General features: G+C 60.7%; 25 protein-coding genes, 1 tRNA gene and 1 pseudogene. 12 read left to right on the top strand and 15 right to left on the bottom strand.

Going from position 1 to position 22,606, the window contains the following annotated elements; all coding sequences use genetic code 11:
* Window position 1 precedes the first annotated feature (1 nt).
* From QA646_RS00540 to QA646_RS00525, 4 genes are all read right to left on the bottom strand, one after another.
* Window positions 2-634 (bottom strand): nucleoside triphosphate hydrolase, encoded by a 633-nt coding sequence (locus QA646_RS00540; protein ID WP_283056993.1) that lies wholly within the window; start codon window positions 632-634, stop codon window positions 2-4.
* Entirely contained in the window at window positions 631-1,440 is an 810-nt protein-coding gene (locus QA646_RS00535) for an ATP-binding cassette domain-containing protein (protein ID WP_283056992.1), read from the bottom strand. Before QA646_RS00535 ends, QA646_RS00540 begins: the two co-directional genes overlap by 4 nt.
* The gene (locus tag QA646_RS00530; protein ID WP_283056991.1) at window positions 1,416-2,480 is read right to left on the bottom strand and encodes an ABC transporter permease; all 1,065 of its coding nucleotides are present in this window, start codon (window positions 2,478-2,480) and stop codon (window positions 1,416-1,418) included. Before QA646_RS00530 ends, QA646_RS00535 begins: the two co-directional genes overlap by 25 nt.
* Before the next feature lie 172 nt (window positions 2,481-2,652).
* Window positions 2,653-3,678 (bottom strand): sugar ABC transporter substrate-binding protein, encoded by a 1,026-nt coding sequence (locus QA646_RS00525; RefSeq protein ID WP_283056990.1) that lies wholly within the window; start codon window positions 3,676-3,678, stop codon window positions 2,653-2,655.
* 255 nt (window positions 3,679-3,933) lie between these two features.
* Between QA646_RS00525 and QA646_RS00520 the strand changes: the two genes are divergently transcribed.
* From QA646_RS00520 to QA646_RS00505, 4 genes are all read left to right on the top strand, one after another.
* Complete coding sequence (locus QA646_RS00520; protein ID WP_283056989.1) at window positions 3,934-5,181, top strand: ROK family transcriptional regulator; 1,248 nt, start codon at window positions 3,934-3,936, stop codon at window positions 5,179-5,181.
* The gene (locus QA646_RS00515; protein ID WP_283056987.1) at window positions 5,165-5,596 is read left to right on the top strand and encodes an RbsD/FucU family protein; all 432 of its coding nucleotides are present in this window, start codon (window positions 5,165-5,167) and stop codon (window positions 5,594-5,596) included. The genes QA646_RS00520 and QA646_RS00515 overlap by 17 nt, the downstream gene beginning before the upstream one ends.
* 156 nt (window positions 5,597-5,752) lie before the next feature.
* Window positions 5,753-5,980: a type II toxin-antitoxin system HigB family toxin gene (locus tag QA646_RS00510; RefSeq protein WP_283056986.1), complete on the top strand. Its 228-nt coding sequence runs from the start codon at window positions 5,753-5,755 to the stop codon at window positions 5,978-5,980.
* Window positions 5,981-5,991: 11 nt separating this feature from the next.
* On the top strand, window positions 5,992-6,372 hold the full coding sequence (locus tag QA646_RS00505) for a transcriptional regulator (RefSeq protein ID WP_283056985.1): 381 nt from the start codon (window positions 5,992-5,994) through the stop codon (window positions 6,370-6,372).
* Window positions 6,373-6,416: 44 nt separating this feature from the next.
* On the opposite strand, the gene QA646_RS00500 is transcribed toward QA646_RS00505, so the two are convergent.
* The 7 genes and pseudogenes from QA646_RS00500 to QA646_RS00470 all read right to left on the bottom strand — a co-directional run bounded on the left by QA646_RS00500 (window position 6,417) and on the right by QA646_RS00470 (window position 11,941).
* The gene (locus QA646_RS00500; protein WP_283056984.1) at window positions 6,417-7,454 is read right to left on the bottom strand and encodes a 4-hydroxyproline epimerase; all 1,038 of its coding nucleotides are present in this window, start codon (window positions 7,452-7,454) and stop codon (window positions 6,417-6,419) included.
* Window positions 7,455-7,468: 14 nt separating this feature from the next.
* Window positions 7,469-7,546: pseudogene (locus QA646_RS00495) on the bottom strand (3-oxoacyl-ACP reductase); the annotation flags it as partial.
* Between the two features lie 26 nt (window positions 7,547-7,572).
* Complete coding sequence (locus tag QA646_RS00490) at window positions 7,573-8,820, bottom strand: FAD-dependent oxidoreductase (protein ID WP_283056983.1); 1,248 nt, start codon at window positions 8,818-8,820, stop codon at window positions 7,573-7,575.
* Between the two features lie 132 nt (window positions 8,821-8,952).
* Window positions 8,953-10,248: an alpha/beta hydrolase gene (locus tag QA646_RS00485; RefSeq protein WP_283058926.1), complete on the bottom strand. Its 1,296-nt coding sequence runs from the start codon at window positions 10,246-10,248 to the stop codon at window positions 8,953-8,955.
* Between the two features lie 497 nt (window positions 10,249-10,745).
* Window positions 10,746-10,895, bottom strand: a complete 150-nt coding sequence (locus QA646_RS00480) for a hypothetical protein (protein WP_283056982.1) — start codon at window positions 10,893-10,895, stop codon at window positions 10,746-10,748.
* On the bottom strand, window positions 10,882-11,766 hold the full coding sequence (locus QA646_RS00475; protein ID WP_283056981.1) for an aldo/keto reductase: 885 nt from the start codon (window positions 11,764-11,766) through the stop codon (window positions 10,882-10,884). The genes QA646_RS00480 and QA646_RS00475 overlap by 14 nt, the downstream gene beginning before the upstream one ends.
* A 28-nt stretch (window positions 11,767-11,794) precedes the next feature.
* A complete protein-coding gene (locus tag QA646_RS00470; RefSeq protein WP_283056980.1) occupies window positions 11,795-11,941 on the bottom strand; it encodes a hypothetical protein in 147 nt (48 codons plus the stop codon).
* 197 nt (window positions 11,942-12,138) lie between these two features.
* On the opposite strand from QA646_RS00470, the gene QA646_RS00465 reads away from it, so the two are divergent.
* Window positions 12,139-13,068, top strand: coding sequence for a LysR family transcriptional regulator (locus QA646_RS00465; protein ID WP_283056978.1), 930 nt, complete (start codon window positions 12,139-12,141; stop codon window positions 13,066-13,068).
* A gap of 2 nt (window positions 13,069-13,070) precedes the next feature.
* Here QA646_RS00465 and QA646_RS00460 read toward each other — a convergent pair whose 3' ends face one another.
* Complete coding sequence (locus QA646_RS00460) at window positions 13,071-13,727, bottom strand: TetR family transcriptional regulator (RefSeq protein WP_283056977.1); 657 nt, start codon at window positions 13,725-13,727, stop codon at window positions 13,071-13,073.
* Window positions 13,728-13,739: 12 nt separating this feature from the next.
* A complete protein-coding gene (locus tag QA646_RS00455; RefSeq protein ID WP_283056976.1) occupies window positions 13,740-14,438 on the bottom strand; it encodes a methyltransferase domain-containing protein in 699 nt (232 codons plus the stop codon).
* A gap of 221 nt (window positions 14,439-14,659) precedes the next feature.
* Here QA646_RS00455 and QA646_RS00450 point away from each other — a divergent pair, with 221 nt between their 5' ends.
* Entirely contained in the window at window positions 14,660-14,785 is a 126-nt protein-coding gene (locus tag QA646_RS00450; RefSeq protein ID WP_283056974.1) for a hypothetical protein, read from the top strand.
* A gap of 101 nt (window positions 14,786-14,886) precedes the next feature.
* On the opposite strand, the gene QA646_RS00445 is transcribed toward QA646_RS00450, so the two are convergent.
* Window positions 14,887-15,351: a BA14K family protein gene (locus tag QA646_RS00445; protein ID WP_283056973.1), complete on the bottom strand. Its 465-nt coding sequence runs from the start codon at window positions 15,349-15,351 to the stop codon at window positions 14,887-14,889.
* A gap of 100 nt (window positions 15,352-15,451) precedes the next feature.
* Between QA646_RS00445 and QA646_RS00440 the strand changes: the two genes are divergently transcribed.
* The 6 genes from QA646_RS00440 (at window position 15,452) to QA646_RS00415 (ending at window position 22,419) form a co-directional block, all read left to right on the top strand.
* On the top strand, window positions 15,452-15,943 hold the full coding sequence (locus QA646_RS00440; RefSeq protein WP_283056972.1) for a MarR family transcriptional regulator: 492 nt from the start codon (window positions 15,452-15,454) through the stop codon (window positions 15,941-15,943).
* On the top strand, window positions 15,940-17,496 hold the full coding sequence (locus QA646_RS00435; protein WP_283056971.1) for an MDR family MFS transporter: 1,557 nt from the start codon (window positions 15,940-15,942) through the stop codon (window positions 17,494-17,496). The genes QA646_RS00440 and QA646_RS00435 overlap by 4 nt, the downstream gene beginning before the upstream one ends.
* A 140-nt stretch (window positions 17,497-17,636) precedes the next feature.
* Complete coding sequence (locus QA646_RS00430; RefSeq protein WP_283056970.1) at window positions 17,637-18,305, top strand: hypothetical protein; 669 nt, start codon at window positions 17,637-17,639, stop codon at window positions 18,303-18,305.
* 317 nt (window positions 18,306-18,622) lie between these two features.
* On the top strand, window positions 18,623-19,579 hold the full coding sequence (locus tag QA646_RS00425) for a hypothetical protein (protein WP_283056969.1): 957 nt from the start codon (window positions 18,623-18,625) through the stop codon (window positions 19,577-19,579).
* Between the two features lie 142 nt (window positions 19,580-19,721).
* Window positions 19,722-20,624: a GNAT family N-acetyltransferase gene (locus QA646_RS00420; protein ID WP_283056967.1), complete on the top strand. Its 903-nt coding sequence runs from the start codon at window positions 19,722-19,724 to the stop codon at window positions 20,622-20,624.
* 253 nt (window positions 20,625-20,877) lie between these two features.
* A complete protein-coding gene (locus tag QA646_RS00415; RefSeq protein ID WP_283056966.1) occupies window positions 20,878-22,419 on the top strand; it encodes an FAD-dependent monooxygenase in 1,542 nt (513 codons plus the stop codon).
* Between the two features lie 38 nt (window positions 22,420-22,457).
* On the opposite strand, the gene QA646_RS00410 is transcribed toward QA646_RS00415, so the two are convergent.
* Window positions 22,458-22,534 (bottom strand) — tRNA-Arg (locus QA646_RS00410).
* Window positions 22,535-22,606 lie beyond the last annotated feature (72 nt).

Here is a 22,606-nt window from a genome sequence, read left to right as displayed (position 1 = left end):
CTCAGCCCTGCACGATATCGATGGTGAAATCGGCCGGGCGGCGGTTGTCGAGGATCAATCGGCCGTTCGGCAGGTCGTTGCCATAGACCTTGGCGCTGGCCGCGTCCTCGTCGAGGTCATAGCCCCGCCAACGCTCCCAGAGCCGCTCTTCCAAGATCTCGATCGGCGGCGCCAGCATGATCGAATAGTCGAACATGCCTTCCAGCTCCGCCCACTTGCCCTGATTGAAGAGCAGGTAGTTGCCCTCGATGATGATGAAACGGTGATCGGGGGAGACGATGCGGGCCGACGCGATGGCGATCTCGCGCGAGCGGTCGAAGACCGGCACCAGCACCTCCTGATCGGCCGCGCGCACCGCCTTGACGATATCGAGAAAGGCACGGACATCGAAGCTTTCGGGAACCCCCTTGCGCTTCAGCAGACCCTTTTCGATCAGGACGGCATTGTCCATATGGAAGCCGTCCATCGGCAGGACCTCGGCGCTCTCGCCCTTGGCTATGAGCGCCTTGGCCATATTGTCCGCCAGCGTCGATTTGCCGGCGCCGGGCGGGCCGGCAATCGCGACAAGAAACCGTTTTGCGCCACCGGCGCGCCCGATGATCTCGTCGGCGATTCCGTCCAGCACCGAACTCATGCAGCGACTGTCTCCGCCGGCGGCGTCTTGGCGCCGGTCATGAAGGCAACGGCATCCGACATCGAATATTCCTTGGGGTTGATCACGGTCAGACGACGCCCGAGGCGATGGATATGGATGCGATCCGCCACCTCGAAGACATGCGGCATGTTGTGCGAGATCAACACGATCGGCAAGCCGCGGGCGCGGACGTCCAGGATAAGCTCCAGCACCTTACGGCTTTCCTTGACGCCAAGGGCGGCCGTCGGCTCGTCCATGATGACGACCTTGGAACCGAAGGCGGCGGCACGTGCCACCGCCACGCCCTGGCGCTGACCGCCCGAGAGCGTTTCCACCGCCTGGTTGATGTTCTGGATCGTCATCAGGCCGAGTTCGCTGAGTTTGTCGCGGGCGCGCTTTTCCATCGCCGGCCGATCCAGCATGCGGAACAAGGAGCCGAGGATACCGGGCTTCCGGATCTCGCGGCCAAGGAACATATTGTCAGCGATCGAGAGCGCCGGCGACAATGCCAGGTTCTGATAGACCGTCTCAATGCCAGCCTCGCGCGCTTCCATCGGCGATCGGAAGTGGACGGGTTTCCCCTCCAGCTTGATCTCGCCTTCGTCGGGCGTGGTCGCGCCGGAAATCGCCTTGATCAGCGAGGATTTTCCGGCGCCGTTGTCGCCGATGACGGCGAGGATTTCGCCGGGATAGAGGTCGAAATCGGCGTTGTCGAGGGCGGTCACACGTCCGTAACGCTTGACGAGGCCGCGGGCTGTGAGAAGGGGTTCGCCAGTCGTGGTCATGCCGACACCTTTCTGATCCATTGATCGATCGCGACGGCGCCGATGATCAGCACGCCTGTCAGAAGAACCTTCCACTGCGGGTCGGCTCCGAGCATGTTGAGGCCCATGGACACCACGCCGACGATCATTGCGCCGAACAGCGTGCCGAGGATCGAGCCGCGGCCACCAAAGAGCGAGATACCGCCGATCACGGTCGCGGTGATCGCCTGAAGATTGAAATCCGTCACGGCCGAGGATGGCGAGATCGACCCGTTGCGGCCGATCGAGACCCATGCGGCAAAGGCCGCGATCAGACCCGAAACACCGTACACGGCGAGCAGCACCTTTTTGGTCTGGATACCAGACAATTTCGCCGCTTCCGGATCATCGCCGACAGCATAGACATGCCGGCCCCAAGCCGTGTGGTTGAGAACGTACCAAAGGCCGACCACCAGCAGCACCATGGCGATGACGCCGAGCGTCAGCACTGCTCCGCCAAGCCGGAAGCTGATCGCGAAGAAGTGCAAGAGCGGCGCTTGTTCGTCGACATCGGTATCGCGAATGGTCTCGTTGGCGGAATAGATGAAATTCGTCGCCATGACGATGTTCCAGGTGCCGAGCGTCACGATGAACGGCGGCAGCTTCATGTTGGCGACGAGGAAACCATTGAGCAATCCGAAGGCGCCGCCCGCGACCATTCCGGCAAGAACGGCGATGGGCGTCGGCATGCCGTAGGTTATGGCGCAATTGCCCATGATGACGGCGGAAATGACCATGATCACGCCGATCGAAAGATCGATGCCGGCGGTCAGAATGACCAGCGTCTGCGCCGCACCGAGAATGCCGACGATGGCGATCTGCTGCAGAACGAGGGTCAGCGTATAGGCGGAAAAGAAACGGCCGCCAATGGCAATGCCGAAGATGATGATTGCCACCACCAAGACGATCAACGGCACCGCGGCCGGAGTCGAATGCAAGAAATGCTGTGTGCGTTTGAGAAGAGTGACATCCTGGTGTTCGAACGAGGCGACGTTCTTGTCGCTGCCATCGAGAACACGCTCGAATTCCTGTGCTCCGGTCATTGTTTTCCTCCGCAACCGCGCCGAACTACGCGGAACCGCCGGGGTTGAAGCCGGCCGGGGCTCAAATCCGGCCGGCATTTGTATCACGACGGCGCAATCCCGACCCGAAGAACCGCATCAGCAATAAGTGAAACGGTCTTCGGATAGGATCATGCCAAACCCAGGATGGGGATCAACCCCAGCACTTCGCCGTGCCTTCCTTGGTATCGATCGACTTCAGGCCGGAAACCGGCTTGTCCGTCACCAGCGAAACACCGGTGTCGAAGAAGGACTTGCCTTCGGTCGGCTTCGGCTTTTCACCGGTGTCGGCGAACTTCTTGATCGCCTCGACGCCGAGCGCAGCCATCATCAACGGATATTGCTGCGAGGTCGCGCCGATCACGCCGTCCTTGACCGACTTGACGCCGGGGCAACCGCCGTCAACCGAGACGATCAGGACCTGCTTTTCCAGCCCGACAGCCTTCAACGCCTGATAGGCACCGATAGCAGCCGGCTCGTTGATCGTGTGGATGACGTTGATGCTGGAGTCCTTCTGCAGAAGGTTTTCCATGGCCTTGCGGCCACCTTCCTCGTTACCGTTGGTGACGTCATGACCGACGATGCGCGGATCGGTCTCGTCGCCGATCTTGTTCGGATCCTTCGGGTCGATGCCGAAGCCAATCATGAAGCCCTGGTCACGCAGGACGTCGACGGTCGGCTGCGACGGCGTCAGATCGAGGAAGCCGATTTTGGCAGTCTTGGCCTTGTCGCCAAGCGTCTTGTTGGCCCACTCCCCGATCAGCTTGCCGGCGAGAAGATTGTCGGTGGCGAACGTCGCATCGGCGGCATCAGCCGGATCCAGCGGCGTGTCGAGCGCGATGACCAGGAGGCCCGCGTCACGCGCCTTCTTGATCGTCGGAACGATGCCCTTGGTATCAGAAGCGGCGATCAGAATGCCCTTGGCGCCTTCGGCGATGCAGCTTTCGACCGCAGCCACCTGGCTTTCGCTGTCGCCGTCGATCTTGCCGGCATAGGACTTCAGCGTCACACCGAGTTCCTTGGCCTTTGCGGTAGCACCTTCCTTCATCTTGACGAAGAAGGGGTTCGTGTCCGTTTTGGTGATCAGGCAGGCGGAAACGTTGGCAGCATTGGCCGGCGCGGCAAAGACGACACCGATCGCCAGAGCGGCGAGTGCTGCGGAAACAACAGATTTCTTCATTCAATCCTCCCAAAAATTTGAATAGACCGGAACCTTCCGGCGGTCTCGGCTCGCAGTGAGACCGGATCTAAGACGTGTCATGTATGCTTGGATTTCTTCCGGATCGGCCGCCTCCAAGGCCATGCTCACGTCCTCCAACGCGCATATCTGATCCTAAAGATTTCCTCCTGTCAATAAATAAATCGGATTGAATTATTAATCGGATGTGGCATGTTGCTGACAATGCGGCATGGCCATGATGGAAGGAGCGGGCCAATGTCTCCCTTACACGACCCGGCAGATACGCCATCATCACCCATGATTCTCGACCCCAGCGGCGGTGCGAATCAGGTGCGCGTGCGCGCGCATAATGAACGGCTGGTTCTGTCGCTCGTGCGCCGTCACGGCGCGCTGTCGAAGGCAGAGATTGCAAGGCGCAGCGGGCTGTCGGCGCAGACGGTCTCCGTCATCATGCGTGCGCTGGAGAAAGAAGGGCTGCTGTCGCGTGGCGAGCCCGTGCGCGGGCGCGTGGGGCAGCCTTCCATTCCAATGCGGCTCAATCCGGATGCGGTGCTCTCCTTTGGCGTCAAGATCGGCCGGCGAAGCGCCGATCTGGTGCTGATGGATTTCGTGGGGCGCATTCGCATGCAGCTCCATCAAATCTATCCCTACCCGCTGCCGCAGGACATCATGTCCTTCGTCACATCCGGTATTCAGGAACTTGAAGCACGCCTGAGCAGCGAAGAGCGGCGGCGGCTTGCCGGGGTCGGAATCGCCGCCCCTTTCGAACTCTGGAACTGGGCGGAAGAAGTCGGCGCGCCCGATGGAGCGATGGAAGCCTGGCGCGGTTTTGATCTGCAGGCGGAGGTCGCCGCCCGCGTGCCCTACCTCGTCTATCTGCAGAACGACGCCACCAGTGCCTGCGGGGCCGAGCTCGTTTTCGGCGTCGGTCCGCGCTATCCGGACTTCGTCTATCTGTTCATCGGCTCCTTCCTCGGCGGCGGCATCGTCCTGAACTCCTCGATCTTCGTAGGGCGGACCGGCACAGCAGGCGCACTCGGCCCCCTGCCCGTGCGCGGACGCAATGGTGAAACCCGGCAGTTGCTCGACATCGCTTCGATCTTCGTGCTCGAAAACCTGCTGCGGGATCGTGGCTTCGACCCACGGCCGCTCTGGTATTCGGCAGACAACTGGATCGATTTCGGCGAGCCGTTGGAAACCTGGATCCAGGATACGGCCAAGGCGCTGGCGCAGGCGATCGTCGCCGCCGCCTCCATCATCGATTTCAGCGCCGCCATCATCGACGGCGGCTTTCCCGACTGGGTGCGCGAACGAGTCGTGCGCGCCACCATCAAAGCGGCCTCGGATCTCGACCTGCAAGGCGTCGTCCTGCCCGAGATCATCGAAGGTGCGGTAGGTCCGCAGGCCCGTGCCATCGGCGGCGCCAGCCTGCCGATCTTCGCGCGCTACCTCATCGACCAAAACATACTTTTCAAGGAGATAGACCATGCTGAAGGGCATTGACCCGCTGTTGAGCCCCGACCTCTTGGCGACGCTGCGCGCCATGGGACATGGCGATGAAATCGCCCTCGTCGACGGCAATTATCCGGGTCTCGAACATGCCCGCCGCCTCATCCGCCTCGATGGCCACGGCGTCGTCCGGGTGCTCGATGCGGTGCTCAGCGTATTACCGATCGACGACTTCGTGCCGCAGGCTATTTTCCGCGCCACGGTTAAGCAGAACCGCGATGCCCTCGATCCAGTGCATGCGGAAATGGTCGACGTTTGCGCGCGGCATGTCCCCGACATCAAGGTCGTGCCGCTGCTGCCGACGGAATTCTACGAGCGGGTGAAGCAAGCGCATGCGCTGGTGCAAACCAGCGAGCCGCGGCTTTACGGAAATATCATTCTGCGCAAAGGTGTGATCTATCCCCACTAAATTCCTTAAATAGTCATGATTCCCAAAATTGAAACTTCCCTTGTTTCCATTTTGGGAACGTTCTATAGATGAACAATGCGAGTCATTGCCAAGTCCGCCCTGATCAAATTTTGCGCTCGGCTGCCGAAAGGGCAGCAAGCGACCGCGGAGGCGGCAATGGCGGATTGGCATACGACGACATCGGATGCCGACTGGAACAATTTTTCCGAGTTGAAGGCGACATTCAATTCCGCCGACTATGTAGCGAATGGCAAGATCGTTTTCGATGTGGGCGGCAATAAGTATCGGATCGTTGGTCTTGTCGGATTTCGCACAAAGCGCGTGTTCATCCTGTTCGTGGGAACACACGCTGAATATGACGCTATAGATGTAGCAAAACTGTAAGGGAGGCCGCTATGATGGATCTCGGTGCCCTGCGCACCTTGCAGACTGAAGAGGAATATGAAGCCGCGCTGAAGGCGGTGCGGCCATATTTCGAAAATGAACCCGAAGCCGATACGCCTGAAGCCGCACATTTCGATGCGCTCGTGCTGTTTATCGAGGAATACGAGGCAAAGCACTATCCAATCCCACGCGCCTCGCCGGTCGATGTGATCAAATCCGTAATGATGACAAACAACTACACCCGCGCGGATCTCGTCGAAATCATCGGCTCAAAGGCCAGGGTTGCCGACCTCCTGAACGGCCGCCGGGAAATCAACCTCGATCAGATCAAGAAGATTAGCCGTGCCTGGCATATTCCAGTGGGCGCGCTTGTGGGCGATGTGGCCGCGTGAGGTGATCCAAAGCGCACCGCTTCGGATCACCAGTATCTTACCCCTCAAATATCCCCCGCCGAAGGTCCCCAGACGTCCGTCATGGCAAAACCTTCCGCCATCGGATCGAAGGGATCGAGCGCTACCTGGCTTAAGCCGAAGGTGAAGCCGCGGCCGGTGATGGTGGGGATGATGGCCGGTTTGCCGGCAACTTCCGTCACCGCCTGCAAACCGACCTCGAATTCCGAGCCGATGATCGAGCGGGATTTGAAGACATCGCCGACCTTGGCCTTGCCGCGGGCATGCAGGGTGGCGAGGTTGGCGGAATTGCCAGTGCCGCAGGGCGAGCGGTCGGCGCGGCCGGGCCACATGGTCGTGCAAGTGCGGATCGCGCCGTCGGGGTCGATATCCCGGAACATCACATAGGCGACACCGGAGATCGCCGGAATTTCCGGATGCACTACGGGGATCGCACGATTGATCAGCTCCTTCAGGATCATGCCGGCCTGCACGAGCGATGCGGCGTTGCCCTTTTCGATCGTCAGATTGATCTGGCCGACATCGACCAGCGCGTAGAATATGCCGCCATAGCAGAGATCGAGCTTGATCTTGCCCCAATGCGGCGTGTCGATCTGCACATCCAGTTCATGCACGAAGGACGGAACCATGGTGAGCCGGACCTTCTCGCAACGGCCGTCGCGGCAGGTGGCGGTCGCCCGCACGAGGCCGGCGGCCGTGTCGAGCGTGACGACCGTTTCCGGCTCCTTCATCTCGACAATGCCGCATTCGAGCAGCGCCGTCGTCACGCAAATGGAATTGGAGCCGGAGCTCGCATGCGCTTGATCCGGCTGCAGGACAACGAAGCCGGCATCGGCTTCGGGATGCTTGGCCGGCAGCAGCAGGTTGACGGAACCGATCGGCGCACCGCGCGGCTCAAGCACCAGGAGGCGGCGCAGCTCCTGCCCCTTCGGATCGGTGTTCAGCCATTGCAGTTGCTCGGCGATCGTATTGCCGGGGATTTTCGGCACGCCGCCGATCGCGACCTTGCCGATTTCGCCTTCGCAATGGACATCCAGCAACTGAATCGTGCGCTTCCATCTCATGTCGATAACTCCAATCAGACGTGACGAGTGATGCCGCCATCAACGCGTATATTCTGGCCGGTAATGTAGCGGGTGCCGTCGGAGAGCAGGCTTTTCGGTTTCGGACATCCGTTTCCTCCTAGTAGCGATTGATGCGGAACAGGCTCATATCGACCTCGGGCGTGGCACCGGTCATCATATCCGCCATCAACCTTGCTGTCGTCGCCGAAAACGTCAGCCCCAGATGGCCATGGCCGGTGGCGTACCAGACGCCGGGAATGCGTGAAGAGGGCGAGATGATCGGGATCGTGTCGGGCAGCGCCGGGCGATGGCCCATCCAGTCCTTGGCGTTCTCCACCTTCAGGCCGGGCAGCGCCCGCTGAGCGTGACGGACGAGGATGCGCGGGCGACGAAAATCCGGGGGCGCATCGAGGCCTGCCAATTCGACATTCCCACCAACGCGAATGCCGCCGGCCGTCGGGGTCACCATGAAGGCGCGATGCGGCCAGATGATCGAATAGCGCATGGCGATGCCGGGTTTCATGATCTGCGTGTGATAACCGCGCTCGGTCTCGAGAGGAATCGGCTCCCCGAGCGCAGAGGCTATAAAGCGCGTCCGGACGCCGGCGGCGAGCACGACATCATTGGCCTCCAGTCGCCTTCCGCCTTCGAGAAGCACGGCCATGTCGCCGTTTGCGTGGCGCTCGAGGGTTCGGACCGTGCCGGAGGTGAAGGTGGCGCCGAGAGCCTTGGCGGCGTCCATCAGCCTGAGCACGAGTTGATAGGGGTCGCGGATCGACTTGTTGTCCGGCAGCAGCACCGCCTTCGCAATTTTCGGGGACAACGCCGGCTCGTAGTCGCGGATTTCCGCTCCGGAAAGAACCTTATGCTCGAAGCCATAGCGCCGCATCAACTCGATATGGCTGCGATCGCCGGTAAACTCCGTCTCAGTCTCGTAGATGGCAAGACAGCCCTCTTTCGTCATCAGATCCGGCGCACCGATGGCGTCGAGCATCGATCTGAAATCGCCGAGTGCGTGGCGGGACAGGCCCATTCCGGCATCTTCGATCTCCCTCAATCGGGAGGGCCGGCCGGCGGCGAGGAAGCGCAGGAACCAGGGCAGCATTTTCGGCGCATAGGAGGGTCTCAGCCAAACCGGACCTTCCGGGTCCAGCAGCCAGCCGGGAATCTTGCGCCAGGTGGACGGGCCGGAACTGGCGGCGAAATCGAGCGCGATGCTTGCCATATTGCCGAAGGAGGCGCCCTTACCCGGCTCGCCTTTGTCCACGAGCGTCACCTGCCGGCCACGCCGCTGCAATTCGAAGGCGATTGCCACACCAACAATGCCGGCGCCGACAACGATGACCGTCCGCTTATTTTCGTTCATTCCTGAAGTCCACCCGCAGAGCGCCAGCTCGATTTGATGCTGTGATATATCAGATCAAGAGATGTGGCTATGAGGTTTTTGCGGAAGAGCAAAATGCTAGGCAAATCCTTCGCTGCGGCAGAGCGAAATTAATTATTGACCGATGGCCGCGCCGACGTTGCTGCCTGTCGTCTGGACGCTGTCGCCAACGGAACCGACGGTATTGCTGGCGGATACGCCGAGGCGACGGACCTGCTCGCCATAGTTCTGGCGGGTGCGCGGATCGAAGATAGCGATCGGCGCACTGACGGCGACACTGGCTGCACTGCCGACCGTCTGGGCCGCGCCAATGGCGACCGCACCGACGGCGTCACCGATACCGACATCGGAATCGGTGATGGTCTGTCCCTCGATCAGCCGGTCGCCAATCAGCTTGACCACTTCCGGGCTCTCGGCGAATTTGCCGTGGTTCAGCCGGTCGCCGGTCTTGAGCTTGGTCAGATCGAGCACGGTGATGCCCTGCTTTTCCAGCTCGCTGCGATAGGGCTCGGCGCTCGGATCGATCTGGCCAAGGCGGTCGACATTGCCGGAGATGCGGCGCGACAGCGATAGCGCCCGGTCGTCTCGCGAGACGAACAGGGTGAAATGCGGCTTGTCCTTGCCGAGCGCTGCAAATTGCTGGCCGAAGACATCGACGTCGAGATCGGGAGACGCAAGGATGACGTTCTTGATCTTCGGTGCAACACGGCCGTCGCGGATTGCCATCTGCCTCAAGGCCTCGACGGCGAGCCAGGTGCCCATGGAGTGAGCCATGACGGTGATATCGCCAACGGAAGGATTGGAGGCGGCGCGGCGCAGCATTTCCTCCAGCGCATCACGGGAATAGTTGGCGCTTTCCTTGTCATAGGCATAGTCGAAGATGCTGGCGCGCGACGGCCAGGTGAAAACGACCGGCGTAACATCGGCATGGGAATCATGGACGATCTGCGCGAAGCGATAGACTGAATCCTCATAGCGATTGTTGAAGCCGTGCACGAAAATCAGCACGCGCTTGTTCTTCGACAGATGCGTGCGCAGCCAGGCCTGAATGTCGGCCACTTCGATCAGCGGGCGGACGGAGGTGGTGACGAAATTCTTCATGGGATCGCCGGGCAGCCGGCTCGGCCACTGCACTTGGCCGACCTTGCGATTGGCCTCCGGTGGGATCGAGACGCTAACGGCATCCACCTTCAAACCGGGGCCGCGCTCTCCCGAGAACAGAACGGCCGGATCTTTATCCGGCAGGCGGGTGGTGGCGACGAGCAGATCGACGTTGGAGGTACCAGGAACATTTTCGGCGACGGGCTGCATGACGCCGATCGGACGGCCGCCACAGGCGGTCAGCGACAGCGCCGCGATAACGGCGATAGCCTGGAAGAGGGCCTTCCCCCATCGGCCAGCATCTGCCATGCGCTGCATCGCGCCCCTCTTCATCGCAGTTCCAATGTCGCCGCCAACATACCTATGGAGGGTCACAGCGCAAGCAACGTTCGTCGTCTTCGCAACGTGATGTAGTGCTAATTCATCGGAGCGAGGCAAACGCGCAACGGTGGGTTGGAGGAAACTGTCGACGGGAATCTTGGGAACTGGAGAAATAAAAAGAGCCCGATGCGGGAGGAGGATGCATCGGGCTCTTGATCCGGATTGGCAACTGGGAGGAGGAGGAGTGTTGCCAATCTATGAAGGAGCGCTGGGAGGAGGAGTGCGCTGCCTTCGAGGGAGTAGATATAACCGCCGCGCAGGCATTAACAGATCGGCTTTCGCAATGCAGCAATGCGCTCAACGCAAGGCTTTTATCCGGATATACCGGAAAAGCCGCATAGCACGCTCAGTCAAAGCATTTTTGCGCCTATTTTCCAGCCGCAAAATGCCAAGGCAGAAGATTCACATCGTCGTGATCTAGCCTTTCACAGCACGCTCTGGCGAACCGACAGGCTGAGTTCAAGGCGTTTGTCGCGGTTATCGGAAGGACGCGCAAACCATAAAAAAGCGGCCGCTTCATCAGCGACCGCCCATTCAGTCTTTATTTGTCCAAGACGCTCGTCAAGCAGCCGCAAACGCCCTCTTGCCCTCAGCATCCAGCGCTGAGAACTCCTCATCGGACAGCGTGATGTTCACCGCCGCCGTGTTTTCTTCCAGATGCTTGACCTTACTGGTGCCGGGGATCGGCAGCATGACGGGGCTGCGTTTCAGGACCCAGGCGAGCGCGATCTGGCTCGGAGCAGCGCCATGCTTCTTGGCGATGATGTCCAGTAACGAACCATCCTTGGCGAGGTCGCCGGCAGCGAGCGGATACCAGGGGATGAAGCCGATATTGTGCTTGGCGCAATAATCGAGCACGTCCTCACTGGTGCGGTCGACAAGGTTGTAGCGGTTCTGGACCGTCGCCACCTTGAAATGCTTCGAGGCGGCCTCGATGTCGGCGATCGAGACTTCACTGAGGCCTGCGTGGCGGATGATCTTGGCATCGAGCAACGATTTGACGGCACCGAATTGTTCGGCGGCCGGCACCTTGGGATCGATGCGATGAAGCTGCCAGAGATCGATCTGTTCTACGCCGAGATTGCGCAGGCTCTTATGCGCCTGCTGGATCAGATATTCCGGGCGGCCCAGAGGAACCCAGACGTCGGGACCGGTGCGGGTCAAACCTCCCTTGGTGGCGACAACAAGCTTGTCATCATAATAGGGGTGCAGTGCCTCCTTGATCAGACGTTCGGAAACATCGGGGCCATAGGAATCGGCCGTATCGATGAAGTTGATACCAAGCTCCGGCAGGCGCTTGAGCGTACGGACGGATTCGGCGTGATCCGCAGGCTCGCCCCAGATGCCCGAGCCAGTGATGCGCATGGCGCCGAAACCGAGGCGATTGACGGTAAGGTCCCCGCCGATCTTGAATTTACCGGACTTGGCTGCGTTTAAATCTGACATGGTTTTCGTCCCTATAGTCTGGTTGAGGTTATTCGAAATCCGTAGAAGCCGAGACTTGTTCCCAGGCGTCGAACTCGGTCTTCAGCAGACCGAGCTTTTCGCGAACGAGACTAAAGGTGTCGCGACCTAACAGAAGATGGGTCGGCGGGTTTTCCGAGGCAATGAGCTGCAGCATAACTTGTGCCACCTTCTTCGGATCGCCGGGCTGTTTGCCGCTGCGTTCGCAGGCGATCTTATCGCAGACGTGTCGCCTTGTTGGACGAGGAGAAGATAGGTCAAAGCGACATTTTCGATACTCTCATCAATCGGAGATGTCCCTTTTAGAAAAACTGATTAATCTCAGACAAAATTAAAATCGTTCGGAGAGCGCTTATGCGTCAGGACGTGTTGGACGGGTTGGTGACCTTCGTCATCGTCGCGGAGGAAAAGAGCTTTTCAGCGGCAGCCGTGCGGCTCGGCGTATCACCCTCGGCGGTGAGCCAGTCGATCAGCAAACTGGAAGGCCGGATGCGGCTCGCGCTCTTCAATCGCACCACACGAAGCGTTAGCTTGACTGAGGCGGGTCTGCGCTATCTCGAACGCGTCGTGCCCGCCGTGCACGATCTGACGGCGGCCGCCCAAGAGCTTGGCGAGTCGGTAGACAGGCCCGCCGGACTGCTGCGCATCAATGTGGCACGCGCCGGCTATATGATTGCGCTCCAACCGATCCTGCGCGATTTCCTCGATGCCTATCCGGAAATCGAGCTGGAGGTGCGCATCGAGGGTTCCTTGGTCGATATCGTCGGCCAAGGGTTCGACGCCGGCATCCGCTTCGGTGATCTGGTGCAGCGCGACATGGTGGCAGTAAAGATCGGGCCGGCGATATCAGCCCATATCATTGCCGCGCCCAGCTATCTCGGCCGATACGGCATGCCGAAACATCCGCACGATCTGCTCAACCACAATTGCATCGGCTTTCGCCATTCCTCCAACGGGCAGGTCGAGCGCTGGGAATTCGAAAAAAACGGCGAGAAGATCGAACTTGCCGTCAACGGCCGGCTGATCCTCAACGATTCCGCTGCGCTGACGCAGGCAGCACTGGACGGCATCGGCATCGCTTATATGATCAATGGCTATATCGACCGGTTTCTCGACGACGGGCGGCTGGTGCGTATCCTGTCCGACTGGAGCCCGGCGCTTGCCGGCCTGACGCTCTACTATGCCGACCGCCGTCGCGTGCCGGCAAAGCTTCGGGTGTTGATCGACTTCCTACGCCATCGGCGGCAGGTCGAACCTCCGCAAACGGCGGGCGCCTTGACGTGAAATCAGCGATTGGGATTGCGTTGCCGCAACAGCGTTCCGATATCGGCGAGCGCGGCCCAGAGCTCTTCGAACACGTGACGGGCGAAATCCTGCAGTGACAGCTCCCCCCGGCCTTCATTCCAGCGCTCGCCACCGATGCGCAGCGTGCTGACGACAATTGCCGACAACAGACGCAGGCGAAACCGCTCCTCTTCGGCGCCGCTGCCGGAGCGGGCGTAGAGTGCTTCCGTCAGCTTCTCTTCGAGTTTGGCATATTTCAACTGGTTGCGGGCGCAAAGCGCCGGCGTGTCGCGGATCAAGACGGCTATAGCGAGGTGCTGCGGATCTGACGACGCCGCAAGCAGTGCTGACGTCAGAGCACCCTCAATGACCTCGGCGATCGACGCATCTTTGGGCTGCGCAGCGATGGCATCGGCCAGCTCGTCGGAAAAACTGTCCTGCCAGGCGAAAACTACCTCTTCCTTACTTGGGAAATAATCGAAGAAGCTACGCTTGGAGACATCGGCGGCCTCGGTGATATCCTCGATCGTCGTCCCGTCGAAGCCGCGTTCGAGGAACAGAGAGAGTGCCACCGATTCGATGCGCTCTCGCGTCTGACGGCGCTTGCGTTCGCGCCGGCCTTCCTTCACCTCGCCGTCGATCTCTTTCGCATCCGCCATGAACTGCCCCCGCTATGCGCCCGCTTCCCGCCGGTTCACATCGGCCGCGCCGGTTTCGGCAGCGTAGGCTGCGATCCCGGCATCCTCTTTCCTGTCATGATATCTGGAGCGATCGATCGATATCTCCAACGGTTTTCTGCGCGATATCCGGTAGACGCCGGCCGGCGGAATGTTGCGCATCGTGCCGCCGATGCGCTCCGCTTTCAGGCCGAGACGATTGAGAATCGACCGTGACACCGGGCAGCGCGGGCCGTAGGTGAACTGATAGAAAGCGCCGCCGGACCTCATTGTCGCAAAGGCGCCGCCGACGATCGCGGCGATCTTGTCGGGAGACATGGAGAGCAATGGCAGGCCGCTGACGACGGCGCCGAAAGGCGCATCGGCAAACAGGCCGCATTGGGCGAGCTGCGCCGCATCCATTTGCACCACACGCGCCTCGGGAAAGCGGCCGCGCAATCGAGCGGCAAATTCTTCGCCGAACTCGATCAACGTCAAGTCACTTTCCGGAACGCCGCGCTCCTTCAGCGCGCGCGTGAAGACACCGGTGCCGGGGCCGAGTTCGAGGATCGGACCGTCGAGCGCCTCAATCTCCTGCGTCATCAGACGAGCCAACCGCTCGCCGGACGGCGCGATCGCTGCGACACGCATGGGATCGCTGACCCAGGAGCGGAAGAACTGCACGAATTCAGCGCATGTCGTCTTTGTCGTCATCCCGGATCCAATCTTCAACGGAAATACCGAATACGACGCGATCAAGGTCCGAGCAGCGTGGCAATTCGAAGGCACCGCAGGCAATAGCGCGGCCAATATTGCCGATACGCAAACCACAATTGCGATCTCAGGGCAATGCATTTTTTAAATTGTTGTATTTTTGCATTTAATGCAATAATAAACCGAATACAAATATTGAAACCATTCCCTTGAAGATCATCGTGCTGAATTGGACCGCGAAAGACATTCCCTCGCAGGCCGGCCGCACCTTGCCGACGCTTCTCGCTGCGACACCTCCCGAGGCCGAAGGAGGCTTCATGTACGGTCTGGATGGCTTTGTGAATTGAAGGGACCGCCGGTGTGACCGGACTGAGAATGCCGGTGCCTGTTACGGCTTAATCGACGCCCTCCCCGCCCTCAAGCGGAGAGAGCTTTGCAAAAAGCAACATCACGGCCCGACGCACTGCCGGCGCGGACCGTTGGTCGGCTGGTAGGTGTTGTCGGAAACGCGATACGACCGATACCGGTTGGCGCACCAGCGGACATGCGCGCTTCCATAGGCCGGGCGCGCGATGGCACCACCGATGATCGCACCCGCCGCGAAGGCTGCTGCAGGATACCACCAGCCGTCGCTGTAGCGGCGATAGCCCGGGCGCGCATAGCGATAACCATGATAACCGCGCCAGTAGCCAGGGCGGGGGCCGGGGCGATAATGGCGATAATACGGGCGGTAGTATGGGCGATGGCGGTAGCGATATTGCACCTCGGTCACGCCATTGGCCTGGCCGGTCGTCTGCAAGAGCTGCGGCTGCGTCATGGGCTGTATCGGCCCGGCGGCGGCCGGATCGATGGATGAAACGGCGAGCAGGGCACTCAGGGTAGTGGCGCTCACCGCCGTCAAAAATCGGCTCACGGTCAATCTCCTCTCAAATCCCAGGGAGCTTGAGGAACGCGCACAGATTGAAAAAAGTTCCGGAGGATTCGACCGCTTGTGCAAGTGGGAAGCGTGGTTTATGAAGATAGATAGGAAGCCTATCTATCTTTTTTGGATCGCCATGGGTGAAACCGAACATCGTCAGGAACTTGAAGAGGCGATAGCGCTCGCCGAGGCATTGCGTCCCGCCCTGCATCGCCTTTATCGGCAATTGCGACGTGAAAACGATGCGCCCGGCATCTCGCCGCTGCAGGCGCTTCTTCTCGTCGCCATCCTCCAGCAGCCGGGCATGGGGGTTGCGGAGCTGGCACGGCTGGAGAACCTGCGTGGCCCGACCATATCGGGGCACATCAAGGCGATGGAACGCGGGGGGCTCGTTGCCCGCTCCGCTCCCGATCCGGAGGACCGGCGACGCAGCGGCCTGATCGCCACGGACAAGGGGCGGGCTCTGATTCAAGGCATAAAGCAGAGGCGGACCGATTGGCTCGCCTTCGAACTCGCCAAATTGTCACCCGAGGCACGCGCGGCCATTCGCGCCGCCATCGGCCCGCTCGGAGACATCGGACAATGACATCACAAGTTCGACCGGCCGCTCTGCAGCCGGCGGCGAGCGAAGACGACGCGCCCGACCGCCGCGAAATTCGTGCCGTCATCCTTGGCCTGATGATCGTGCTCGGCCTCGGGGCCATCGACCAGAGCATTGTCGCAACCGCCCTGCCGCGCATCGTCAGCGATCTCGGGGGCGTCACGCATCTATCGTGGGTGGTTAGCGCTTATGTTCTGGCCTCGACCAGCACCATGCCGCTCTACGGCAAGCTCAGCGATCAGTACGGCCGCAAGCCGATGATCTATGCGGCGATCCTGATTTTCCTTCTCGGCTCGGCGCTCAGCGGCATGGCGCAAACGCTGCTGCAGCTCATCATCTTCCGCGCCATTCAGGGCCTCGGCGCCGGCGGGCTGCTGCCGCTCGCGCAAATCATCATCGGCGATCTGGTGCCGCCGGCGAGGCGCGGCCGCAATCAAGGCTCGATCGCTGCCGTCTTCGCCGTCTGCAGCGTCATCGGCCCGATCTTCGGCGGCGTCATTACCGATCTGCTCTCCTGGCACTGGATCTTCTACGTCAACCTGCCGATCGGCGCGGTGGCACTCATCATGATCGGCCGCGCCTTGAAGCGGCGACATCAGGTACGCAGCCGCCGCATCGATTATCTCGGCGCCGTGCTACTGACCGGTTGCACCACCAGCTTCCTGCTGGCGCTCGCGCTCGGCGGCAATGAATGGGCCTGGAACTCGCCGCAAATTCTCGGCCTTTCCGGCGCGGCGCTTGTGCTCGGAATTTTCTTCGTCCTCCACATCAGGCATGAGCCCGAGCCGGTATTGCCACCCGATCTCTTCCGCAACCGACTGTTCGTCATCGCCTGCCTCGTGCTGGCCCTGACCTTCATGGGCATGCTTGGCGCGACGCTGTTCTTCCCGCTGTTCTTTCAGATGGTAATGGGCGTCACACCCTCGCATTCCGGCTTCCTGACGGGACCGCTGATGATCGGCTTCGTCATCTCATCCATGTTCAACGGCCGGGTGCTGCTGCAGCGGTCCGGTCGCTACAAGCCGGCTCAGCTTTGCGGCCTCGGCCTTGCGACGGCCGCCTTTGCCACGCTCGCCTGGGCTATAGCGATCAGCAAGGGGTTCGCGATCATCGAGCCGCCGATCTTCGCGCTCGGCCTGGGGCTCGGGCTGGTGATGCCAACCATGACGGTCGCGGTGCAGAATGCCCTGCCCCTTGCGCATCGCGGCGTCGGCACGGCAACGCTCGCCTTCTTCCGTTCGCTCGGCGGCCTGATCGGCGTCACCGGTTCCGGGGCGATCCTGGCCTATCGCGTGCGGCAGGCGACGGGCTCGTCCGGCAGCCTCGACCTGTCGTCGCTGACCGAAGGCGGCCTCAAGCAACTTGCCGCTGCGTCGCCGGAAGAGCATGCCGCGGCAATAGCACTTTACCGCCACGCCATCGCCATGACCTTCGCCACCGGAACCGTCATCGTGGGGCTGGCGCTGATCGCGCTGCTGTTCCTGCCGGAAATACCGCTGAAGATGCATCACGGCGAAGGTCCCCAGCCGCCGCGCTGAGACCATCGCACAAGCCCCGGGTAAGTCCATCTTCCTACAGTCGACGGCATCTGCGATGCGCCGCCCCAGCAGGCGCGCGTCGATCGACCGTCAAAGGCGGCTTCCGGCGTGATGGCTGCCATATTGGGAAGGAACGACCTATGGTCTCCGCATTGACCACGACCCGATTGCTCTCATCGCAAATGGCACTGCAGTTGCTGCAGAGCCCAGACGCTTCGCAGGATTCGAGCAGCGCGCCCCTGCTGGGCGATAGCAGCAGCAGCGATCTTTCGAGCCTGCCGTCGCAGTCGCAGGCATCGCTCACCAGCATGCTGAACGGCCTGTCGGCAAATCAAACCGACAGTTCCAGCACATCGCAATCCGATCCGGACATGACCAGCAGCTCGTTCATGGATCTCCTGAAACAGAACCTGCAGGACGCGGTCAAAAGCGAGGGCAAGGGAGGCCAGGCCCAGGCCATGCTCGACGCGCTCGACAACGGTACATTGACAGTTTCCGATCCCACCAAGGGCGTTTCGATCCAGGCATGGGATGTCGATGCCGACACCGAACAGGGCACGACCAGCAAGACCGGCGACACGATCCCCACCAGCGATTGGAACGACTTCCTGAAGGCTCACCTCGAACGCGGTTCCGACGGAACCTTCGTCAAGAATTCCGACGGCAGTTTCGTCGACAAGACCACAGGCAACGAGGCCTATTTCGGCCAGGTCGGCTCGCAGTATTACTACATCACCTGGCCGTCGGTCGCTTCCGACACAAGTGCGGAGAGTTCGGGTGTGTCTGCGTCCGAGAAGACGAGCACCTAAGCTTCTTCAGGACAAACTCGGGTGAAGCTTGTCCTCTCCATCAGCACGATCCAGCACGCCAGCGGATGGCAGCGGCGTCGGGAGAGAGCAACCCGATCTGCTCGCCACGTCGACGGAACCACCCTGTCCGACCATCTTCCTGATATTGTTTAGCAAAATCGAATTGATTGTGCCGGCGTACAGCTACACCCCTTTTGGGAGTATGTTGATCCAATCGTAGGATGTCTCTCCACCATTGGATTAGATGACAAAAATGTGAACGGCAATCACAGTTTCGTGAGATTTCCAACGTCTCTATCAACTGGGGGATTCCGATCATGCTTACAGCCACCGTGACCAAGCCAGCCTCCCTGGATACGCAAAGTATCGCGGTGGGACCGAATGCTTTCAGAGACGACTTCAATAAGAGGTCGTTTCAATTCAGTCACAACTTGGTTGGACATCGGCTATTCTCGCTTCCGCGCCTCGCCGAACTTGCGAAATCGCTGCTTGCGGACACAAGCACGAGAAGCGTGCGCTGGCAGGCGGGTGGAGCACCGCTAGATGCCGGCTGGGCCGTGCCGCTGAACGACAAGGTGGAGAGCGTCAACGAAGCGATCTCCAATCTGGCGGAATCAGGATCGTGGGTGCTGCTCTACAGCGTTCAGCGCGATCCCGAATATCGCGCACTGCTCGATCAGCTCATGACCGAAATCCTTGCCGATACCGGCTGCTCGCGGGACGAAGTCACCTGGGAAGATGCCTATATATTCCTCGCCTCGCCCAATGCCGTAACGCCCTATCACATCGACCATGAGGCAACATTCCTGTTCCAGATTCACGGCAACCGGACCGCCAACATATGGGACGCAAACGATCGTTCCGTCCTGTCCGACAAGGAAATCGAAAAATATTACATCGGCGATCTCAACGCCGCCAAATATACCGTCGAAAAACAAAGCAAGGCGACGGTCTACGCCTTGAACCAGGGGACCGGCGTCCATCACCCGTCGAAAGCGCCGCATGCATTCAAGAACGGCGATATCTATTCGATCGCTCTCGGCATTCATTTCTGCGTGCGCGATTGCGACCGGCAGGCGACCGTCTACCAGATGAACTATCTGTTGCGGCGCTGCGGCCTGAAACCGACGGCGCCTGGAAAATCCGCATGGCGCGACAAGCTGAAGACATCGATCCTCGGAATGTTTGCCGACAAGCATCCGAAGACCAAGCACGACATGCTGCGTTCCGGCTTCAGGAAAATGACAGCGCCGTTGCGCCTCTTTCTGAAATAGTGGCGGAGGGGCCGGCTGATACCTCCCACGGCATTGCGAGATGCCTCACGGGATGGCGGTACCTGAGACCACGATCATCCGAATTGGTATAATTGCGGCGGCAGCTCGCACGCTGTTTCGGAACCTTTGCCGGAGTTATCCAATGTCGCTTGTTTACAGACCCGCTCAAGCAGACGATTTGGCTGCAACCGATGCTCTGGTGGTTGCCGCCATCAACGATCTTACCGTTCGGCATGGCTTCGGCCCGATGGCGACAGCGAGCCCTCCCAGCTTTCAGCTCTTTTCGCTCAAGGACGACCCTGGCGGCCTATGGATTGCCGAGGACGACGGAGCGATTCTCGGCTTTGCCTGGAGTTGGGTTTGCGGGGATGTCTGGTTCCTCGCCCAGTTGTTCGTCGATCCCGCCCGGCAAGGCCAGGGCATCGGGAATGAGCTATTGGCGCGAACCATGGAGCACGCCCGGAAATCAGGTGCAGCTCACAAGGCACTTATTACGTTCACCTTCAATCGTGTCTCCCAGGGCCTCTACATGCGGCATGGCCTCTTTCCCAAGATGCCGATTTATCTTTTCAGTGCCGCGCGCAAAATGGTGATGCAGACGTTGCCCGAGCCGCCGTTACGCGCCATCGCGATCGACGGCAACGCCGCGACCATGGGAAAGCTTGCCGAGATCGACTTGTGCGCCATAGGCGCCACGCGTGAAAAGCATCACCGCTACCTGCTCGATGACCCGGCAACGACAGGGGTGCTGCTTTACGCCGGCAGCGACTGCGTCGGCTACAGCTATGTCGGCCCCAATGGCCACATCGGGCCTCTCGCGGTCATGGAGCCTGACATTCTCAAGGATGCCTTTGCGACCGCGCTGAGACTGGCGTCAGAGCGTTCTGCCGAGAACGTATCGGCGTTTCTGCCGGGCACGTGCGACGGCGTCCTCAGCCTTGCGCTCAAGCAAGGCATGCGAATCACCTTTCCAATGCTGCTGATGGCATCGCCCGGCTATGGCGATTGGATGCAGTATCTGCCCCGAAATCCGGGGTTTATGTGATCGGCCACAGCCTGCGGTAACGCCGAACCCTTGCAGATCAATCGCAACACCGCTATTTACCCGACGTCGGAAAAGGCAGACTTGGTTTGGTAAGCCCAAGTCCTTTTGGTAACGAAAGCTCTGGTCTTTGGCCTCGCGCATGAGACCCCCACGACGAACATCGGGTGCTACGCCAGCGCCCCATCGTTCGTCCGTGTGGTTCTCAAAGCTGAGGAACGCTCCGGTCGAACATTATCGACACAGGAGTTCGTTCATGCCCAACCGTCCCTTAGCTCTTTATGACGTCTTGATAGCTGGAGCTGGTCCCGTCGGCCTGTTTCTCGCCTGCGAGTTGCGCCTTGCCGATCTCTCGGTGCTGGTGCTGGAGCAAGCCGAAGACCCGCGCTCACCCTTGAAGCAATTTCCGTTCGGAATGCGCGGCCTCTCCGCGCCCACTCTCGAAGCCCTTTACCGTCGCGGATTGCTGGACGACATCGCCGCGGCGCAGCGTGCAAACGATGCCTCGGGCAGCACCGCGGCCGCCGCGCACTGGCTGCAGCAGCCGCGCCGCCCGGCCGGCCATTTCGCCGGTATCCAATTCTTCCACGACAAAATCGATAGCTCCAAGTGGCCGTATCGCCTGCCAAGTCCGGCCGGCGTCAACATGGCGGTCGACATGGAGACCCTCGAAGCCGTCCTGACCGCTCGCGCAACCGCCACAGGGGCCGAGATCAGGCGCGGCCTCGGCGTCGAGACGTTCGACAAGTCGGATGACGAGGTGACCATCCGTGCCGGCGGCGAGGCTTTTCGCTGTCGCTGGCTCGTCGGTTGCGATGGCGGGCGCAGCGCGGTGCGCAAGGCCGGCGGCTTCGATTTCGTCGGCACTGATCCCGAATTCACTGGCTATTCGATCGAAGTCGAGATGGCCGATCCGGACAGCCTCCGCGTGGGCCGCAGCTACACCTCCACGGGCATGTACACCTATGCGCGGCCTGGGACGATCGCGATGGTCGACTTCGACGGCGGCGCGTTCCACCGGACCCAGCCAATCACCCTCGACCATACACAAGCAGTGTTACGCAGCGTCTCTGGCACGGACGTTACGTTGGCGGCTCTCCGGCTCGCCACGACTTGGACGGATCGCGCGTACCAAGCGGTGTCTTATCGCAACGGGCGAGTGCTGCTTGCCGGCGACGCCGCACACGTGCACTCCCCGCTGGGCGGCCAGGGCCTCAATCTGGGGCTCGGTGATGCAATGAATCTCGGCTGGAAGCTGGCCGCCACCCTTCGCGGCGATGCGCCGGTCGATCTGCTCGATACCTATACGAGCGAGCGACATCCGGTCGGAGCGCAGATACTCGACTGGTCGCGCGCGCAGGTCGCGATCATGCGGCCAAGTCGGAGCTCGCGCGCGCTCGAAGCCATCCTCCGCGAGCTGATTGGAACGCGCGATGGCGCGACCTATTTCGCCGAACGTGCGTGGGGCGTTTCCCTCCGCTATGATCTTGGCAGCAGCCAACCGCTCGTGGGCCGCAGCGTTCCCGACTTCGAATTGGTCGACGGTACGAAGATTGGCGATCTTCTCAGGACAGGAAGGGGCCTACTTTTAGACTTTGACGTTCGCGCACCGCTTCATGGACTTGCGCGCCGCTGGAGCGGGCGGATCGCTTATGTCGCAAGTGACGTCAAGGATCGGCTGGGCTTGAGCGCTGTATTGGTACGCCCCGATGGCTTCGTCGCTTGGGCTGCCGACACCGCCCCCATTCTTGAGGAAGCTATTCAGGCTGCCGCGCGTTGGTTCGGCGAACCCGGGTAGGTTCGTTGTGACCATCATTGCTTTGGAGTGATGAAAAATGGCGCACCCGAAGAGATTCGAACTCCTGACCCCCAGATTCGTAGTCTGGTGCTCTATCCAGCTGAGCTACGGGTGCGTGGCCGAAACGGAAGAAACCGTTGGCGTGGGCGGTTCTCTAAAGGGTCCTTTCGGGGAATGCAAGTGGATT

This window comes from Rhizobium sp. CB3090, from assembly GCF_029714285.1.
GTDB lineage: Bacteria > Pseudomonadota > Alphaproteobacteria > Rhizobiales > Rhizobiaceae > Rhizobium.
Note: the sequence above shows the minus strand (reverse complement) of the source record. Positions and strands in the feature narration are given on the sequence as shown.

What these genes read in the sequence shown, in the direction of transcription:
- QA646_RS00520 (WP_283056989.1), top strand. Translation starts at nt 3,934, where the DNA reads ATGTCTCCCTTACACGACCCGGCAGATACGCCATCATCACCCATGATT.
- QA646_RS00415 (WP_283056966.1), top strand. Translation starts at nt 20,878, where the DNA reads ATGCCCAACCGTCCCTTAGCTCTTTATGACGTCTTGATAGCTGGAGCT.
- QA646_RS00425 (WP_283056969.1), top strand. Translation starts at nt 18,623, where the DNA reads ATGCTTACAGCCACCGTGACCAAGCCAGCCTCCCTGGATACGCAAAGT.
- QA646_RS00420 (WP_283056967.1), top strand. Translation starts at nt 19,722, where the DNA reads ATGTCGCTTGTTTACAGACCCGCTCAAGCAGACGATTTGGCTGCAACC.
- QA646_RS00475 (WP_283056981.1), bottom strand. Translation starts at nt 11,766, where the DNA reads ATGTCAGATTTAAACGCAGCCAAGTCCGGTAAATTCAAGATCGGCGGG.
- QA646_RS00490 (WP_283056983.1), bottom strand. Translation starts at nt 8,820, where the DNA reads ATGAACGAAAATAAGCGGACGGTCATCGTTGTCGGCGCCGGCATTGTT.
- QA646_RS00435 (WP_283056971.1), top strand. Translation starts at nt 15,940, where the DNA reads ATGACATCACAAGTTCGACCGGCCGCTCTGCAGCCGGCGGCGAGCGAA.
- QA646_RS00455 (WP_283056976.1), bottom strand. Translation starts at nt 14,438, where the DNA reads ATGACGACAAAGACGACATGCGCTGAATTCGTGCAGTTCTTCCGCTCC.
- QA646_RS00470 (WP_283056980.1), bottom strand. Translation starts at nt 11,941, where the DNA reads ATGCTGCAGCTCATTGCCTCGGAAAACCCGCCGACCCATCTTCTGTTA.
- QA646_RS00500 (WP_283056984.1), bottom strand. Translation starts at nt 7,454, where the DNA reads ATGAGATGGAAGCGCACGATTCAGTTGCTGGATGTCCATTGCGAAGGC.
- QA646_RS00515 (WP_283056987.1), top strand. Translation starts at nt 5,165, where the DNA reads ATGCTGAAGGGCATTGACCCGCTGTTGAGCCCCGACCTCTTGGCGACG.
- QA646_RS00430 (WP_283056970.1), top strand. Translation starts at nt 17,637, where the DNA reads ATGGTCTCCGCATTGACCACGACCCGATTGCTCTCATCGCAAATGGCA.
- QA646_RS00525 (WP_283056990.1), bottom strand. Translation starts at nt 3,678, where the DNA reads ATGAAGAAATCTGTTGTTTCCGCAGCACTCGCCGCTCTGGCGATCGGT.
- QA646_RS00535 (WP_283056992.1), bottom strand. Translation starts at nt 1,440, where the DNA reads ATGGATCAGAAAGGTGTCGGCATGACCACGACTGGCGAACCCCTTCTC.
- QA646_RS00510 (WP_283056986.1), top strand. Translation starts at nt 5,753, where the DNA reads ATGGCGGATTGGCATACGACGACATCGGATGCCGACTGGAACAATTTT.
- QA646_RS00540 (WP_283056993.1), bottom strand. Translation starts at nt 634, where the DNA reads ATGAGTTCGGTGCTGGACGGAATCGCCGACGAGATCATCGGGCGCGCC.
- QA646_RS00440 (WP_283056972.1), top strand. Translation starts at nt 15,452, where the DNA reads ATGAAGATAGATAGGAAGCCTATCTATCTTTTTTGGATCGCCATGGGT.
- QA646_RS00505 (WP_283056985.1), top strand. Translation starts at nt 5,992, where the DNA reads ATGATGGATCTCGGTGCCCTGCGCACCTTGCAGACTGAAGAGGAATAT.
- QA646_RS00465 (WP_283056978.1), top strand. Translation starts at nt 12,139, where the DNA reads ATGCGTCAGGACGTGTTGGACGGGTTGGTGACCTTCGTCATCGTCGCG.
- QA646_RS00485 (WP_283058926.1), bottom strand. Translation starts at nt 10,248, where the DNA reads ATGGCAGATGCTGGCCGATGGGGGAAGGCCCTCTTCCAGGCTATCGCC.
- QA646_RS00530 (WP_283056991.1), bottom strand. Translation starts at nt 2,480, where the DNA reads ATGACCGGAGCACAGGAATTCGAGCGTGTTCTCGATGGCAGCGACAAG.
- QA646_RS00460 (WP_283056977.1), bottom strand. Translation starts at nt 13,727, where the DNA reads ATGGCGGATGCGAAAGAGATCGACGGCGAGGTGAAGGAAGGCCGGCGC.